The organism is Pseudomonas sp. S2_C03, from assembly GCF_054668405.1.
Genome location: NZ_CP162766.1, coordinates 1992539 through 2007272 on the forward strand (window position 1 = coordinate 1992539; position 14734 = coordinate 2007272).

Annotated in this window: 19 protein-coding genes and 2 pseudogenes; 14 read left to right on the plus strand and 7 right to left on the minus strand. The window is 55.4% G+C overall.

Annotated features, from left to right (window positions below; genetic code table 11):
* Positions 1-68: 68 nt before the first annotated feature.
* Positions 69-485, minus strand: a complete 417-nt coding sequence (locus AB4N64_RS09130; RefSeq protein WP_460124457.1) for a winged helix-turn-helix transcriptional regulator — start codon at positions 483-485, stop codon at positions 69-71.
* A 100-nt stretch (positions 486-585) separates the two neighbouring features.
* Here AB4N64_RS09130 and AB4N64_RS09135 point away from each other — a divergent pair, with 100 nt between their 5' ends.
* The 10 genes and pseudogenes from AB4N64_RS09135 (at position 586) to AB4N64_RS09180 (ending at position 7750) form a co-directional block, all read left to right on the plus strand.
* Complete coding sequence (locus AB4N64_RS09135) at positions 586-1500, plus strand: aromatic alcohol reductase (protein ID WP_460124460.1); 915 nt, start codon at positions 586-588, stop codon at positions 1498-1500.
* Between the two features lie 143 nt (positions 1501-1643).
* A complete protein-coding gene (locus AB4N64_RS09140; protein ID WP_460124463.1) occupies positions 1644-2177 on the plus strand; it encodes a dihydrofolate reductase family protein in 534 nt (177 codons plus the stop codon).
* A 192-nt stretch (positions 2178-2369) separates the two neighbouring features.
* Complete coding sequence (locus AB4N64_RS09145; protein WP_460124466.1) at positions 2370-2822, plus strand: hypothetical protein; 453 nt, start codon at positions 2370-2372, stop codon at positions 2820-2822.
* Positions 2823-3127: 305 nt separating this feature from the next.
* On the plus strand, positions 3128-3565 hold the full coding sequence (locus AB4N64_RS09150; protein ID WP_460124469.1) for a GNAT family N-acetyltransferase: 438 nt from the start codon (positions 3128-3130) through the stop codon (positions 3563-3565).
* Between the two features lie 142 nt (positions 3566-3707).
* Positions 3708-4328 (plus strand): annotated as a pseudogene (locus AB4N64_RS09155) (tyrosine-type recombinase/integrase).
* A gap of 132 nt (positions 4329-4460) precedes the next feature.
* The gene (locus AB4N64_RS09160; RefSeq protein WP_460124472.1) at positions 4461-4778 is read left to right on the plus strand and encodes a hypothetical protein; all 318 of its coding nucleotides are present in this window, start codon (positions 4461-4463) and stop codon (positions 4776-4778) included.
* Between the two features lie 222 nt (positions 4779-5000).
* A complete protein-coding gene (locus AB4N64_RS09165) occupies positions 5001-5177 on the plus strand; it encodes an AbrB/MazE/SpoVT family DNA-binding domain-containing protein (RefSeq protein WP_460124475.1) in 177 nt (58 codons plus the stop codon).
* Positions 5178-5190: 13 nt separating this feature from the next.
* Positions 5191-5868 (plus strand): response regulator, encoded by a 678-nt coding sequence (locus AB4N64_RS09170; RefSeq protein ID WP_460124478.1) that lies wholly within the window; start codon positions 5191-5193, stop codon positions 5866-5868.
* Entirely contained in the window at positions 5868-7253 is a 1386-nt protein-coding gene (locus tag AB4N64_RS09175) for a sensor histidine kinase (protein WP_460124481.1), read from the plus strand. The genes AB4N64_RS09170 and AB4N64_RS09175 overlap by 1 nt, the downstream gene beginning before the upstream one ends.
* Positions 7254-7312: 59 nt before the next feature.
* Positions 7313-7750 (plus strand): hypothetical protein, encoded by a 438-nt coding sequence (locus AB4N64_RS09180; protein WP_460124484.1) that lies wholly within the window; start codon positions 7313-7315, stop codon positions 7748-7750.
* A 367-nt stretch (positions 7751-8117) separates the two neighbouring features.
* On the opposite strand, the gene AB4N64_RS09185 is transcribed toward AB4N64_RS09180, so the two are convergent.
* Positions 8118-9014: a LysR family transcriptional regulator gene (locus tag AB4N64_RS09185; RefSeq protein WP_460124487.1), complete on the minus strand. Its 897-nt coding sequence runs from the start codon at positions 9012-9014 to the stop codon at positions 8118-8120.
* Between the two features lie 120 nt (positions 9015-9134).
* On the opposite strand from AB4N64_RS09185, the gene AB4N64_RS09190 reads away from it, so the two are divergent.
* A complete protein-coding gene (locus AB4N64_RS09190; protein ID WP_460124489.1) occupies positions 9135-9575 on the plus strand; it encodes a GFA family protein in 441 nt (146 codons plus the stop codon).
* Positions 9576-9592: 17 nt separating this feature from the next.
* Complete coding sequence (locus tag AB4N64_RS09195) at positions 9593-10048, plus strand: GFA family protein (RefSeq protein WP_460124492.1); 456 nt, start codon at positions 9593-9595, stop codon at positions 10046-10048.
* 113 nt (positions 10049-10161) lie between these two features.
* Here the strand turns inward: AB4N64_RS09195 and AB4N64_RS09200 are convergent, their stop codons facing one another.
* The gene (locus tag AB4N64_RS09200; protein WP_460124494.1) at positions 10162-10728 is read right to left on the minus strand and encodes a GNAT family N-acetyltransferase; all 567 of its coding nucleotides are present in this window, start codon (positions 10726-10728) and stop codon (positions 10162-10164) included.
* 318 nt (positions 10729-11046) lie between these two features.
* Between AB4N64_RS09200 and AB4N64_RS09205 the strand changes: the two genes are divergently transcribed.
* Complete coding sequence (locus AB4N64_RS09205; RefSeq protein WP_460124497.1) at positions 11047-11217, plus strand: hypothetical protein; 171 nt, start codon at positions 11047-11049, stop codon at positions 11215-11217.
* Positions 11218-11290: 73 nt separating this feature from the next.
* Here AB4N64_RS09205 and AB4N64_RS09210 read toward each other — a convergent pair whose 3' ends face one another.
* The 4 genes and pseudogenes from AB4N64_RS09210 to AB4N64_RS09225 form a co-directional block, all read right to left on the minus strand.
* Positions 11291-11683 (minus strand): RidA family protein, encoded by a 393-nt coding sequence (locus AB4N64_RS09210; protein WP_460124500.1) that lies wholly within the window; start codon positions 11681-11683, stop codon positions 11291-11293.
* 72 nt (positions 11684-11755) lie between these two features.
* Positions 11756-12070, minus strand: a complete 315-nt coding sequence (locus tag AB4N64_RS09215) for a hypothetical protein (RefSeq protein WP_460124503.1) — start codon at positions 12068-12070, stop codon at positions 11756-11758.
* Positions 12071-12212: 142 nt separating this feature from the next.
* Positions 12213-12294: pseudogene (locus tag AB4N64_RS09220) on the minus strand (hypothetical protein); the annotation flags it as partial.
* 68 nt (positions 12295-12362) lie between these two features.
* Positions 12363-13331, minus strand: coding sequence for a cupin domain-containing protein (locus AB4N64_RS09225; protein ID WP_460124505.1), 969 nt, complete (start codon positions 13329-13331; stop codon positions 12363-12365).
* Positions 13332-13436: 105 nt separating this feature from the next.
* Here AB4N64_RS09225 and AB4N64_RS09230 point away from each other — a divergent pair, with 105 nt between their 5' ends.
* Positions 13437-14687, plus strand: coding sequence for an MFS transporter (locus tag AB4N64_RS09230; protein WP_460124508.1), 1251 nt, complete (start codon positions 13437-13439; stop codon positions 14685-14687).
* The last annotated feature ends 47 nt before the right edge of the window (positions 14688-14734 follow it).

Below are 14734 nucleotides of genomic sequence, written 5' to 3' on the forward strand. Positions count from 1 at the left end.
ACAGTCAACGGCGGCGTTGCCGCTGGCTTGCTACTGGACCCGCGCTACCGAGAGCCCTGGCCGAGGGTTCAATCAATGTTCGCTGGCTCGTTGTCAGCATCGTAGCGAACTCTTGCGCTGCGAAAGTCCTCCGCGTTCTCAAGGAGCCAGGTCCACAGCGGCACCATGCGCGCCAGAAAACTTCTCCCCAGTGCCGTCAGCTCATAATCCACCCTTGGCGGGACCTCGTTGTGATCGAATCGGCTGATCAGCCCGTCACGCTCCAGTTGCCGCAGGCTACGGGTCAGCATGCGTTGGGTGACACCGGGCAAGCGTCGGCCAATTTCCGCGTGGCGCAGTTTTCCCGATACACCCAGCGTATGGACGATGCCCAGCGACCAGCGATTGCCCGCGTGAGTCAGCACTTCGCGCTTGAGTCCATCGTCTTCGGCGCTGAGTGCGTCGCACACGGCCTGGGACTGGCGGATCACCTCTTCTTCACTCATTTCGTCATGCGGTATCACGGGTGTGCCTTCTTCTTGAGCGGTAGCCAATGATGGCAGGATAAAAAAACAATCATTGCAGATCACTCTTTGGGAGTTACAGATGCACGCGCATGTCCCCGCTAAAAACGACCGTATTCTAATCCTCTGCGCCGGTGAACTTGGCCTGGCGGTGCTACATGAGTTGGCCGAGCGCCCGGCCGCTCACGTCAGCGTGCTGTTGCGCCAATCGGCACTCGACGCGACGTCCTCGACCCAAACCCTGGAGGCGCCGAAAACCTTGGATGTCGAGGTGATCGCCGGCGATGTGGTCAATGACTCAGAGCAGCAGCTTGCCTCAATATTCAGCGGTTTCGATACCGTGGTCAGTTGCCTAGGCTTCGTCGCCGGCGCCGGGACGCAACTCAAACTGGCTCGCGCAGCGTTGCAGTCCGACATCAAGCGCTTTGTGCCCTGGCAGTTCGGTGTGGACTATGACGTGATCGGCCGGGGCAGCCCGCAGGATCTGTTCGATGAGCAGCTGGACGTGCGCGACTTGTTGCGTCATCAAACCCGGGTTCAGTGGCTGATCATATCCACGGGGATGTTCACCAGTTTCCTGTTCGAACTGGGATTCGGCGTCGTCGACCTGAGCGAGAACACCGTACGCGCGCTCGGCAGTTGGGAGAATGCTGTAACGGTCACGACCCCGGAAGATATCGGCCGACTGACGGCCGCAATCCTGTTCGAGCCGGCATTGGTTAACCAGGTGGTTTACGTCGCAGGTGACACGCTCACTTATGGGGAGCTGGCCGATACGGTAGACCGCGTCCTCGACAGAGCGGTTGAACGCATCGAATGGACGGTGCCTGCGCTCAAGGCCGATCTGGCCGCTGCGCCCGGCGATCCAATCCGCAAATACCGTGCAGTGTTCGCCGAGGGCAGGGGTGTCGCCTGGGACAAGGCCACCACCTACAACGGTGTGCGGCACATTGAAACGACCACCGTCGCCCAATGGATCGGGCGGCATTTGCGCTGATTGGGCCGCTAAAGCGACCTCAGTGACGATTCAATTCGCGTCCACCGCACATGCCGTTTTATGCGCAGCCTGAAAAACCGTCCTTGTGTTAGTTTTGCAGTACCCATTAGGTCCGCCACACACCGTCTGAAAAGGAGATTCCGATGCCCAGTGCACATGTTTTCATCGCCACCAGTCTGGATGGTTTCATCGCCCGGTCCGATGGCGACATAGACTGGCTTCTGCAACGCGATGATCCGACCGAGGATCATGGTTATCCCGATTTCATCGCCGATAAGGATGTCATCGTGATGGGGCGGGGGAGCTATGAAAAGGCGCTGACCTTCGACGCCTGGTTCTACGATCGACCCGTGGTCGTGATGTCTCAACAGTTGGCAGACTCTCCGGTGCCCACGGCGCTGGAGGGCAAAGTGCGTTTTTCCAGCCTCACCCCCAAGGGCGTGATGGAGGAGCTGGCGAGTCAAGGCGTGCATCGGGTCTATGTCGATGGCGGGCAGTTGGTGCAATCATTCCTGCGTGACGGGTTAGTCGCCGATATGGTGATCACCACTGTTCCGGTGCTGATCGGATCGGGAAGACCCTTGTTCGGCTCCCTTTCTCAAGACATTGAATTGAAACTGGTAACCAGCCGATGGTTTCCGTCCGGCCTGGTGCAGTCGACCTATCAGCTGGCTTGATCTGCCTCTGGGTAGACCCGATCCACGGCAAACGCGAGATGGCGTCTCGTCCACGTCGATATCATTAATGACTGCTTCTGAGCGATTTCTGCGTGTCGCGAAAGACAGAACTCGGCCAGAAGCGGTCTTTGCAGCTAGCTTTACTCGAACACTACAGCTTTCGTCCACCACTCAAGCCGCTAGAGGTTCGTTATGACAAAAAGCATCGATCTGACGATCAGCCACGATTACCTCAACCCGTTTGCCTCGCCGGACAACCCTAAGCTAAGTCCAGAGTTGGTGGAGTACCTGTCAGATAGCGCCGGCTACCACCCCGAGCTGAGCCTGCAGATCCGCTGCCCGGAAGATGAACGCGAGCGTCTGCAGCAAGCCATCAGCAATACCTTTGCGGAAAAATGCGAGCTACTCAGAGGGGACATTCGCGCCCAGCGGCTGGGAGCGCTGATACTCCTGGGCCTTTCACTGGCCTTGGTGTTTGCAGGCACGGCTCTGGGCATTGAAGGCACCATCCCGGTAGGAGTCGTTACCGTCACCGCGTGGATGCTGCTCTGGCGCAGCGCAGAGATATTCTTTCTGGATATCCGCGGCATTAACCGGCAGTTGCGTAAGTACCAGCGCATCGCCAACGCATCGAAGCAGTTTTGATTGAGGTTGGGCGCTCCCACGAGATGGGTGGGAGCGCTAGTGTGAATCAGCCTGACATCGGTAGATGCTCGATGACCGCTTCCGGCCAGAAGCGGACGTTCGCATGCGCCCGCTGACGGCCAAAAGCAGACCATGGGCACGCAACTAACACGTCAGTAATGTGCAAAGTAATATGTCGTCTTCCCCCTTCTTGATGTCGCGTTTACAATGTCGAATTTTTGATTGCTCAAGGGGTTATGCATGAATATGGGATGTTATGCCAAAAGCCGTTCGGCATCTAAAACTTGAATTAAAGGAGCACTAAAATGGAAATCAAGATTGATGTATTGGGATCTCCAACAGAAAAAGATAAAGGAGTTCTGAATAATAGGTTTTCAGAATATCTTCGAATTCAATATCCAAATCTGCCACCAGAATCGGAAGATAAAATATTTATGGTCGTTGCACACGATGAAGTAGGCGAGTACATCGGTGCAATAAGCTGTAATTGTTACTGGGATGGCTTAGAAATTGACACCTTTTGGGTTAAGGAATCTCATCGCGGTAAAAAAGTAGGGTCTATGCTTTTGGAAAAAGCAGAAGCGATTGGTGCCAATAATGGAGCAGTAGTTGCATTCTTAAAAACCGTTGATGCTAAAAAGTTCTATGAGCGGCATGGATATGAGATTTATGGTGTTCTTGAGGATCGCCCAATCGGGACTAACTTGTATCATTTAAAGAAACGGTTAGTAAAACATGCATAACAACCGGTTCAAATCGTTCATTTCGCTCAATGGGACGGGCTAAAGCCCCCCAAAAGCTGGTCAGAGTCCGCTTTGGGTCGGTTAGCGACCCACGCGCCGTGACTGATTCACCCTTGTCCTCCCTCAACGTGGAGGACAAGCCATGAACACTATTGCTACATACTGGCATCAACCTTGGAACAAGGGAAAGCTTGTTGGGCAGAAAGCCCCGCTCCGAGTCAGAGATATCTGGGCTATCCGGGTAAGACTTCAGCTTGCTGGGAAGACACGAGATCTGGTTCTTTTCAACTTGGCCATCGACAGCAAGCTGCGTGCCTGTGACTTAACCAAGCTGCGAGTACGAGACATAGCCCATGGGGAACATGTGTCGTCACGGGCCATCGTGATGCAGCAGAAAACCTAGCATCCAGTGCAATTTGAAATCACTGAGCAAACCCGAACGGTTCTGGAGGCTTGGATGCATCAGGCCCGCCTCCGCAGCGAGGACTTCTTGTTTCCGACCCGGTTGCACGACTCAGACCATCTCTCCACCAGGCAATACGCTCGAATAGTCAAAGCCTGGGTGACAGCCATTGGCCTTGACCCGAGCATGTACGGTACTCATACGCTAAGGAGAACCAAAGCATCGCTGATCTATCGCAGGACGAAGAACCTGAGAGCTGTCCAACTCTTGCTTGGTCATACGAAGCTTGAAAGCACTGTCAGGTACTTGGGCATTGAGGTTGATGATGCTCTGGAAATGGCAGAGCAGACAGAAGTCTGACCATCCACTGCGACGGTCTAGGCCGGACCGTCGCTAACCGGCCCTAAGCTACCAGTCATAACGGTGCTAGCCTGGATATCTTCGCCAACCTATGGTGCACTCCATGTACCCATAAAAAAGCGGAGCCCGATGATGAGGGAAGAGCGCTATCGTGTTCGCTTAATGTTCGAATGGGGCGGCGGTTGCCTTTGGTGTGGAAACAATTTTGCCCAGGATAAATTTTCTGTAGGGCCTATTGAAGAGAGGCTACCGCTCAGTGACGAAGTCCGAGCTGTGCTTAACGAGCTTTCACAGTGGCATGACACCTCGCTGAACTGGAATTACCCACCTGATCCCGGCCCATGGAATGCAGACGATTATGCAAAATTTGAAAAGGCTGCCGCTAAATTACTGAAATCCATCCAACAGGAATTGGGTGAGGAATTCGAGGTGGTGTACGAAAAACTTTAGCGTGTCGGTGTTAGCCCTCGACCTGATTCTGATAATGAAAGGACGCAGCTATTGATCAATATTCTAGCTTTGCGATAGGCAGCAACTGGCCGACAGCTGCCCGCTACGATTAGCTGCAGATGACCAGAAGAATTCACCAGCAGTCAGCATCACGCTGCAACCGGCGAAGACGTTGCGAGCATAATGAATCATGCCCGCTAAGACCAAAGCGTGAGAAACGTCATGAACGAAGCCCAACGCCGGGCAGTGAAATGCCAAGATCCTGCGGATGGAAGTGACGAAGTCATCATTGACTTGCTGCCAGACCTACTCGCCAGTCTAGGACTGAGCATCGGCGACGCAATCCTAATAGATTTCCTCATATATTTTTTTCTTCAGACGTTCTTCATTCACTTTTGATAACGTAACTATTGTGAAAATTCTCCTAATCGAAGACGACCTGGATCTCGGCAATGGCGTTCGTATCGCACTTGCAGATCAAGGATTAGATGTCATATGGGTTCGCCGAAAAGTAGATGCGTTGCATCAACTCGATGTCTGCGTGCCAGAACTTGTGCTACTAGACCTCGGGCTGCCCGATGGTGATGGCATGAGCCTGGTCGCATGCTTACGTCAGCAGTTCAGGGGCATCCCCGTCATTATCCTGACTGCAAGAGGCACTCTGCAAGATCGCCTGTGTGGGCTCGATGCGGGTGCAGACGACTATCTGGTAAAACCATTTGTTCTCGCCGAGTTGTTGGCCAGGGTGAGGGCACTGGCCCGACGCAGTTACGGTTTTCAAAATGAGGTGATAGAAATTCGAGGGTTATTTCTTCATATGCCGACTCGTCGCGTGACAGTGAGTGGACGTAATGTTGAGTTAACGGCAAGTGAATACGCCCTTCTTGAAATTTTAATGATGCGCGCTGATCGCGTGCTTACACGACGTTTTCTGGAGGAAAGGCTATTCGGCGCGAAAGAAAATATGAGCAATTCGCTGGATGTGCATATGGGAAATTTGCGTCGCAAAATCGGCGAAGGCTATGTGCGAACGGTTCGGGGTGTGGGGTATGTCATTGATACCGCTACAATTCAGACAGGGATTGGTTGATGCGAAATTTTTGGCTCAACTGGAGAACTCCGACGCTTGTAAGACGAATTATGCTCGCCCAGATGCTACTACTTACATTGCTTTGGTGTCTTTTTCTGACCTGCATTTTGTGGGAGAACTTGCGTAGCCCCTCTATGCTCACGGGGAGTGATACTTACGAAACCATTCTTGCATTAGTTAATCGCATGGATGATCGCCCGCAGGATCTCACCGCTGTGCTGGAAAAATTCAGCGCAGCATTGCAGGAAGGCTATGGCGGGGGTGAAGATCCCAAACTGTCAATCAGCCTGATTGTTCGTAAGAATAGAAAGATAATTTATTCATCTGATGGTGCTCCGACAGGAGTAATAAATAGCAGGTATGGAGAAGTTCAGAGCATTCAGAGTGAGGGCCGCAGCTGGAATAGTCGTACTCTCAAGTCAGGGAACTCCGACGCGGAGGTAACACTCGTTACCCCTGCCGGAGGCTGGAATTTCTTCATATACCTGAACTCTCGTGGATACTACATATTGCCGCTTCTGGTGTGTATTCCTTTTCTTTTTTTCCCCGCATGGCTCTCAGTCCGTATTGCAATGCGCCCTTGGCGCAAGGTGGTAAATAGTATTTCTTTGCGAACTTCAGAAGATCTCTCCCCCTTAAAGGAAGGGCCAAAGCAGATAGAGCTTCGCCAAATGGTGGACGCGACGAATCTATTTCTTGCCAGAGTGCGAGAAAGTTCTGAGAGGGAACGGGTTTTCATTGCAGATGCCGCTCATGAGCTGCGTACTCCCCTGGCCGCAATGCGAATCAATGTCGAGGCTTTGCAGTCTTATGTAAGCAGCACTAATCAACAGGAACTGCTCGCAGGGATTATTCGCAGTAATAGCCGTGCTGCGCGTCTCGTCAATCAGTTATTGCTGCTGATGCATAGCGAAGTGCGCATCGATACTGTTATGGAGGCTGTGCCGCTGACGACGCTCATACAAGAGCAAATGGCTGCGCTGGCACACCTGGCGGCTGAGCGTAGGATTGAACTCGAATTCTACTCTGAGGGTGAAAGCTGGATCAACGGCATCAGGGAACGCCTTATGTCGCTGATCGATAACTTAATTGAAAATGCCGTGAAGTACAGCCCTGAGGGCGGACGGGTTGAGGTAGATATACGATCACTTGATAAATCTACTCAGCTACGTGTCTCAGATGCAGGGCCTGGCATTCCATTTGAATTAAGGGAGCGAGTCTTCGATAGGTTTTTTCGCGAGCCCAATCAAATGCAAAGCGGGAGCGGACTGGGGCTCGCAATAGTCAAAGCGGTTGCACTGCAGCACAACAGCAACGTATGGCTAAGTACATCTGCAGAAGGTGGACTCCTGGCGATTGTTGATTTTCCAAAACACTCCGCCTGAAAAAAGCATGATTTGATACCAGCCCCGCGGAGGCCTATACCAGGACAATGGAGTTGAAATTGAAATACTTGGCCTTGCCTATACTATTCTTTTCTATCTCAATCAGTGGGTGCGCTATAACCGTCAGCGAATTAAAAAATAGTCATTCATCTTATGACGGCAGCTTCACTAGCAAGAAGTCGCCCTCCGATACTTATCGAAACTTAAGGCTAATGGCAAGGCAATGCCTGGAATATGAGACGTATATAGGAAAGCCGGTCATCGTGTTAAGCGAGTTTAGCGATGAGCGCAGTGAAGGTGAGATCAATCAAAAGCTCCTTTCGGAAGGGCTGTTGATTAATAACGCCCTCATTGAAATAGAAAGACATGATGCGAACCAAGCACAGGTCAGGTTATATACAACAAAGAACATCTTGAGTGTGGGTACCAGATCGCCGAAGATAAGTGATATCAAACGCTGGGCTGACGGCGATAGAAATTGCGCTAATGAAATCTAGTTCATGCCGTGAGTACTCCAAGCCTATTGGTGAAATCATCGACTTCGCGGAGGAAGAGTCGCGGACGTTTGAAGAAGCTCATGTCTTTCTTCTGAAGAAGGGCCAGAGCGCGTGCAATCGGTATCTGCAGAAACAGTAACGACTCCCAGAGAGGAAAGCCCGCTTCGGCGGGCTTTTTTTGGGCCGGCGAAAAACACTTCGCCGTGCGACTGGTGTAACCGGCCGGCGAGGTTCGACCGTAACGTGGGGGCATGTATGAGTCGTGGCTCCTTGACGGGGTGCGCTCATGAGGCGATTCGGTGATTGGTCACACGTTCCGATTGTTGCTTCGCAATTGTCTGCTGCCAACTCCGCCCAGCAGGTTCGTTCACTCCGCATCCTCCAAAAAACGCGCAAGTGACTCAGCCAGCGAATCAAACACCAGCGCGATGCGCTTAACCCGCCGCAGGTCGTGGTGCATGGCCATCCAGATATCCACGCGGAAGTCGACCTGTTCGTGCAGCACCCTCACCAGCCCATAGCGGCGTGCCAGCTGACTGGAACAAACGCCAATCCCCAACCCCGCCCGCAGCGCTGCGAACTGGGCCAGGTGGTGGTCGGTGCGAATGGCGGGGCGTTCTTGCGTCGTGAAAAAACCTTTTTGTTCGAGAAATGCTGTTTCAATCAAATTGCGGTCCGGGCCGATGACGGGGCATTGTTCCAACGCGTCTGCTGTGCGCGGATGACCGTACCGTGCCAGCAGCTCCGGCGTGGCATACAGGCCAATACGCAGGTCCCCCACGTGCCTGGCAACCACTGCCGCCTCGGTAGGGCGGCGTATGCGCACGGCCACGTCGGCTTCCTGCAGGGTCAGGTCTTCCAGGCGGTTTGACACGCTGAGTTCCAGTGCCAGCTGAGGCTCTGCGTCCCGTATCTCTCGCAGCATCGAAGGGAGCACTTCGACGCCCAGCAATTCGCTACTGGTGATCCGTACCGTTCCGCTCAAGTCGTTGGCTTGCGCGGAGGCGGACCGTGAAAATGCTTCTGCGGCCAGTGCCATGGATTCGGCATGTTCGATCAACTGCCTGGCGGTATCGGTGGGCAGCAAGCCTGCTGGCGAGCGCACAAACAGGCTCATTCCTACGCTGCTCTCCAGCGCATCGATCCGGCGGCGTGCTGTGGCCTGTGCGATACCCAGTGCGCGAGCGGCAGCAGACAGGCTACCGGTACGAAGAACGGCGAGAAAAACCCTTTGAGTTTCCCATTGCAGGTGCGGCAGGTTCATACATTTCCTATCAGTTGCTAGGCAGGTTTGATCTATTTTAATTAGATTGAGCTTCGCACATGCTTTAGCGCAACCTGCCTCCCTATCACGTGCGCAGTGGCGCTTAAGCGAGAACAACTGATGAAACTAACTGGTGGATGCCGCTGCGGCGCTGTGGCCTATAGCTCGACGATTGACCTGAGAGTGGGTGTTTACGCCTGCCACTGCCTGCATTGCCAGGCCTGGAGTAGCAGCAGTTTTGCCTTGCATGCATTGGTGCCCGGCGATGCGTTGATCTTGAATGGTCCGACAGTTCGATACGGTTATGAAGAAGGCGGGATTTGCGCCCAGCACTACCTATGCGAGGTCTGTCATACCCGTCTCTACAACACCACGTCAGCGGCGCCGGGGATATGGGTAATCAGGGCCGGCACGCTCGACACGCGCGCCACCCTGACGCCCATTGCGCATATTTGGGTCAAGCACAAACAGCCATGGCTTAGTCTGCCGGCAGGTGTTCCGACCTGGCCAGAATCGCCCACGCCCGAGGCGTTCGCGGCAGCATTAAATGGTGTCGAATGACTGGCGAGGAGAGCGCTATGACTGACAAAACAGCCTATGCCCGAGGCGCTTGTCGATGCGGGCAGGTCACGTTCGAGAGCCACTGCAAGCCGGTTATCACCAGTGCCTGTCATTGCCGGGGCTGTCAGAAAATGGCGTCGAGCGCTTTTTCACTCACCGCGCTGTTTCCGGCTGGCGGCTTTGTTGTCACCCAGGGTTCACCGGTCATCGGCGGGCTGCACGGCACTACTCAACATTATTTCTGCCCGCATTGCCTGAGCTGGTTGTACACGCGTCCTGCAGACACGCACACGCATGTCGGGGTACGCAGTAGTCTCTTGGATCAACCCGAGTGCTCCAAACCCTTTATGGAAACCTGGACCCGGGAAAAGCTGCCATGGGTACAAACTGGGGCCGCCGTCAGCTTTGAAGGTTTTCCGGAACTGCACGAGTATCCGGCTCTGATGGCTGAATTTGCTCAACTGAGCGATTGACCGCCTGCGAACTGAACCGCCCCTGATTTTGTAGAGTATTGAATGACTGCTTCTGGCCGATAGTGGCCCTCCACACAGCAATACCGATCCGTGACCGCCCTATGCGATTTCATTCACCTTGAGGCTTCGACAGTAGATTTTCTCTCAAGCCATTGCTCTCTCGTCAACTCCCAGATCTCCTTGAATAACGGCCCGCTGACAAAGCTGCCAGGTTGCGTGTCAATCAATCGCATGCCCTCGCGTTCCGAAATTTTGCGCGAAGCATGGTTGCCCACGGCCTTGGGTACTTGCATGACGCAGTGGTCCAGCGTTTCGAACCAGTAGGTATTAATAACTTCGCAGGCTTCACGTATGTAACCCTTTCCTTGCCATTGGGGTGCCAGCCAGAAGCCCCTGTTGTTGCCAGGTTGGTCATACAGGCTAATGCTCCCAATGGTGTGGGCCGGTTCAGCGGCAATGCGAATGATCCAATGCCATTCACGACCGGCGGCCATGGCGGGGAGGGCGACGTCGCGAACGTAAGTCAGCGCGCCGTCCTCCGGGTATGGCCAGGGCACGCGACTATCGAGAAAACGCACCACTTCCCAGTGGGGAAACAGTTGCTGAATGGCCGGTGCATCGGCCAATTGCAGGGGGGAGAGGATAAGACGGCGGGTCTTGAACGTGGGGCTACTTTCCATAGTAGAGATCCTTGCAGCGATAGGGCATGTCGAGCGCTTTCCCGAGGATACCAAGACACACGTCCTTCGTCTGTGTCAGGCCGATTGCTGCCTGTCCTGCGAGGCATCGATCGGCCGGCAGCGATTGGTCTCCTTCAATTGCTATTCGCGTCAGAACGCGTAGACCAGAGTGGCGGTGGCGGTGGCGGTGGCGGTGGCGGTACGCGGAGTGCCGTACCCACCCCGCGAACCGATGGCGGTGTAGTAGTTCATGACCGTTGACGTACTGGACAGATGTGCCTATACAGTGCGTTTTTTCAATCTCTGTTTCGGTAGGCCATGAGCGAAGAACGCGATATCCCGGAACCTGAGCATGACCACTTGCTCGATCATGAATTCCACGATGACGAATCATGGGTCGAAGAGGACGCTCAGGGCATCATGGATGAGGATGAGGATGAGGATGAGGACGAGGTTGATTTTCTTGATCAGATCGATCAGGACGACTGACACCCAACGTAGTGGATCTACAAGGCCCGCCTGTTGGCTTCGGTGAGGGCTGTGCTTGAAGTACGCCTGAGAGTTATCGCTCTACGGCGACGCATTTGATCTCCACGAGAAGGCCGGGCCGAGCCAGTTCACTGACACCTATGCATGTCCAGGCACAGGTTCCCCTGGGAAAGACCTCATCCTTCACGCGTCTGAAAACGGGCATGTGGCGTTGCATATCGACGTGATAAGTCGTCATTTCGACGACATCTTCAAAGTCGCAGCCACCGGCTTTCAAGACGAGCCGGAGATTGTCCCATGCGGCCAAAAACTGCTGCTCAGGGTCTTCGATGACTGATAAATCCGGTGTGCGGCCTACCTGTCCCGCGCAGTAAAGCGTTTTTCTTACCTTTACAGCGGGTGCATAACCGGCACGCTCGCTGAGCAATCTCATGCCATCCGGAACAATGAGCTGGCGGTCAGTCATGTTTGTGGACCCCAAATATGAACGGATACGAAAGCTAACCCAGGAGCCTCGCGGCGTCCACTTGGGTCGAGCTTACTTTTCCAGGGATCGATACCAGTCTTCGTAGGGTGTATTGGAGACCAGATGCCGGTTGTAGTCAGGACTCCCATCATCCCACCACAGAGGGCCGCGCTCACCGAGCGCGACCTTGGCTGCCTGTACCTTTGCTCTGGCGTCCGACATTTGCTCCGCATCGCCACACGATTTTGCCAGCTTCACTTCTCGCCGTGCGTCCATCAGGTCATGCACCAGTCGCTGGCGTACAGCCTCTGGTAGAGCAGGGTTTGTGCATCGCCAGAGCGTTCCTTTGATCACAAAGTAGCGACCGTCTGGCGTGACGGGGTTCATCGCCCGGATTCCTTCGTTGCACTCTCGCGAGTGCTGGCGAGATCGAGATTGATCTGATCAATTTCGCCCAAGGAGCTGTACCGGGCGCGGAGTTTTCTCAGCTCCCGTGAGCCCAACTTCTCCAGGGACAACGTGGCATTTTGTGCGTCCTGGGTGGCTCTGGCGGCAGAAATCAAGACTGTGTAGGCCGCTATTTCCACATTTTCGAACACGTACCCAGCCATTTGGCGGTGGGCGCTATTGGCAGACTCGGTCAGGCGAGCAGGCGGGCGTTTCGACTCCACTTCGGCGCTCAGGAAAGGTTGAGCTGATGTGATCGACGACTCAAACCAGGCGGCTTGCCCGTCACTCGCTTGAAGGCACGGCTGAAAGCCGCCTGGGAGGTATAACCCAATCGCTCGGCCACTTCCTCGATCGGAAGCCTCTCGAGGGTCAGCCACTGGCTGGCCAGTCTCATCCGCAGCTCCGTCACGTAATTGAGTGGCGTCATGCCAATGGTGTCCTTGAACCGGTCAGCGAACACCGAGCGCGAGGTATTGCATTGCTGCGCGAGCTGCGCGACGGTCCAGTCGCGTCCCGGATGTTGATGAAGAGCAAGCAACGCACGACCCAAGCGCGGGTCGCGCAATGCCGCCACCAGGCCAGAGGCGTTACCACAGGCGCATTCCACCCAGCCGCGAACGACCATCGCGGCCACCACGTCGGCCAAACGCGCAAGAATACCTGCGAAGCCAACCCGGGCGGCACTGACTTCGCGCTCCATGGTTGCCAGTATGGGAACCAGCCCCGGGTAACGTTGACCCCCGGCATCGATCAACATCAGGCCGGGCATCAGTTTGCCGAGGCCGTGGATGCTGCCCAGCTCGAACTCCATACAACCACTGAAAATGATCGTGGTCGGCAGGCGAGTGGAGTCGGTTCCCGCTTCGATCGCGCTGACGGTATCACCGAGCGAGGAAACGTCGAAGCTGTCGATGTCGTCGACGCAATGCTCCGTCTCTGAGAGCAGTTGGTGGGCTGCACCGTGGGAAATGAACACGGCGTTTCCCGCAGACAGGTCATAGGTGGTCCCGTCTTCCATCCGTAGCACCGCGTTGCCGACCGCCAGGAAGTGGAACCAGGCATGCCCGGACCTTGCCTTGAATCCCAGGCCGAAGCTCGGACCTGTCTGGATCCGGCGGTATTCAACTCCGCTCAGGCGCATACCGCGCAACAGCTCGTTGATGAAGCCCGAGGAGAGGGCGAGCGGGTCGGTTGACATCGTTGCTCCGGAGCTTTGATCAAAAAATCAAGATTCCTAATCATAGATCATCCAATTTCACCTGCCTAGACTTCGGGTCGCGATGAAAATCTGGAGATCCGTGCAATGACTGATTGTGTTTGTGACGCCGTACCCGACCGCCACTGTGGTGGAAACACTCAGGAAGAACCCACCACTCCCGCCTGGACGGCTGTGTTCTCGCTGGCAATGGGCGTGTTTGGATTGCTGACCGCAGAGTATCTTCCAGCCAGCCTGCTGACACCGATGGCGGTTGACCTGGGCGTGTCCGAGGCGTTGGCCGGCCAGGCGGTGACAGTGACGGCAGTCGTGGCACTGTTTGCTGGCCTGCTGGTGCCGGGGCTAACCCGAAGCATCGACCGACGCCTGGTGCTACTGGGCTTTTCCGCGCTGATGATCGCGTCCAACCTGTTGGTAGCCGTTTCCTCCAGCCTGACGGTGCTGTTGGTGATGCGCATCCTTCTGGGGATCGCCCTGGGCGGTTTCTGGAGCATGGCGGCGGCTGTCGCGATGCGTCTGGTGCCGGTGGCTCTGTTGCCCCGCGCGCTCTCGATCATTTTCAGCGGCATTGCTGTGGGTACGGTGGTCGCGGTTCCGCTGGGAAGCTACCTGGGTGAGCTATTTGGCTGGCGTAGCGCGTTCCTCGCTGCGGCGGCGGTGGGGGTGCTGACGATGGCATTCCAGTCGTTCACCTTGCCACCGTTGGCGCCGCGTCGACCGGCACGGCTGCGGACCATATTCGACGTGCTGCGCCGTCCGGGCATTGCGATGGGCATGTTGGGTTGTGTACTGGTTCACAGTGGCCACTTCGCGTTGTTTACCTATGTCCGACCATTCCTTGAAAGCACCTCCGGGATTGGCCCGCAGGGGCTGGCGTTGATGCTGCTGGGCTTTGGTCTGGCGAACTTCGTCGGCACGTTGCTGGCTGGGCGGCTGCTCGAGCACAGCCCGCGGGCCACCCTCGTTTTGATGCCGGTGCTGGTGGGGCTGGTTGCTCTGACGCTGGTACTGGTGCCCGCTACAGTGACGGGGCAAGCGGCACTGCTGGCGATCTGGGGCCTGGCATTTGGCGGCGTGCCGGTGGCGTGGTCGAACTGGGTTGCCAGTGCTGTACCGGATCAGGCGGAGAGTGCCGGAGGGATGGTCGTGGCGTCGGTGCAATCGGCGATCGCGATAGGGGCCGCCGCGGGCGGGGCGATGTTCAGCTTCAGTGGCATCGCGGGTGTATTTCTCGCGGCGGGAGGGCTGATGCTGGTCGCTGCGTTGCTGATTGCGCTTCGTGTTCGAGTGGAGGCGCCCCGTCAGCGCGGCGAATCAAGACCTTCGCTGCACCTTTGAATTGCCTTTCTGGCCGTTCTGACAACATCCGTGATCTGGAGATGGTT

What these genes read in the sequence shown, in the direction of transcription:
- AB4N64_RS09130 (WP_460124457.1), bottom strand. Translation starts at nt 485, where the DNA reads ATGAGTGAAGAAGAGGTGATCCGCCAGTCCCAGGCCGTGTGCGACGCA.
- AB4N64_RS09135 (WP_460124460.1), top strand. Translation starts at nt 586, where the DNA reads ATGCACGCGCATGTCCCCGCTAAAAACGACCGTATTCTAATCCTCTGC.
- AB4N64_RS09140 (WP_460124463.1), top strand. Translation starts at nt 1,644, where the DNA reads ATGCCCAGTGCACATGTTTTCATCGCCACCAGTCTGGATGGTTTCATC.
- AB4N64_RS09145 (WP_460124466.1), top strand. Translation starts at nt 2,370, where the DNA reads ATGACAAAAAGCATCGATCTGACGATCAGCCACGATTACCTCAACCCG.
- AB4N64_RS09150 (WP_460124469.1), top strand. Translation starts at nt 3,128, where the DNA reads ATGGAAATCAAGATTGATGTATTGGGATCTCCAACAGAAAAAGATAAA.
- AB4N64_RS09160 (WP_460124472.1), top strand. Translation starts at nt 4,461, where the DNA reads ATGAGGGAAGAGCGCTATCGTGTTCGCTTAATGTTCGAATGGGGCGGC.
- AB4N64_RS09165 (WP_460124475.1), top strand. Translation starts at nt 5,001, where the DNA reads ATGAACGAAGCCCAACGCCGGGCAGTGAAATGCCAAGATCCTGCGGAT.
- AB4N64_RS09175 (WP_460124481.1), top strand. Translation starts at nt 5,868, where the DNA reads ATGCGAAATTTTTGGCTCAACTGGAGAACTCCGACGCTTGTAAGACGA.
- AB4N64_RS09185 (WP_460124487.1), bottom strand. Translation starts at nt 9,014, where the DNA reads ATGAACCTGCCGCACCTGCAATGGGAAACTCAAAGGGTTTTTCTCGCC.
- AB4N64_RS09190 (WP_460124489.1), top strand. Translation starts at nt 9,135, where the DNA reads ATGAAACTAACTGGTGGATGCCGCTGCGGCGCTGTGGCCTATAGCTCG.
- AB4N64_RS09195 (WP_460124492.1), top strand. Translation starts at nt 9,593, where the DNA reads ATGACTGACAAAACAGCCTATGCCCGAGGCGCTTGTCGATGCGGGCAG.
- AB4N64_RS09200 (WP_460124494.1), bottom strand. Translation starts at nt 10,728, where the DNA reads ATGGAAAGTAGCCCCACGTTCAAGACCCGCCGTCTTATCCTCTCCCCC.
- AB4N64_RS09205 (WP_460124497.1), top strand. Translation starts at nt 11,047, where the DNA reads ATGAGCGAAGAACGCGATATCCCGGAACCTGAGCATGACCACTTGCTC.
- AB4N64_RS09210 (WP_460124500.1), bottom strand. Translation starts at nt 11,683, where the DNA reads ATGACTGACCGCCAGCTCATTGTTCCGGATGGCATGAGATTGCTCAGC.
- AB4N64_RS09215 (WP_460124503.1), bottom strand. Translation starts at nt 12,070, where the DNA reads ATGAACCCCGTCACGCCAGACGGTCGCTACTTTGTGATCAAAGGAACG.
- AB4N64_RS09225 (WP_460124505.1), bottom strand. Translation starts at nt 13,331, where the DNA reads ATGTCAACCGACCCGCTCGCCCTCTCCTCGGGCTTCATCAACGAGCTG.
- AB4N64_RS09230 (WP_460124508.1), top strand. Translation starts at nt 13,437, where the DNA reads ATGACTGATTGTGTTTGTGACGCCGTACCCGACCGCCACTGTGGTGGA.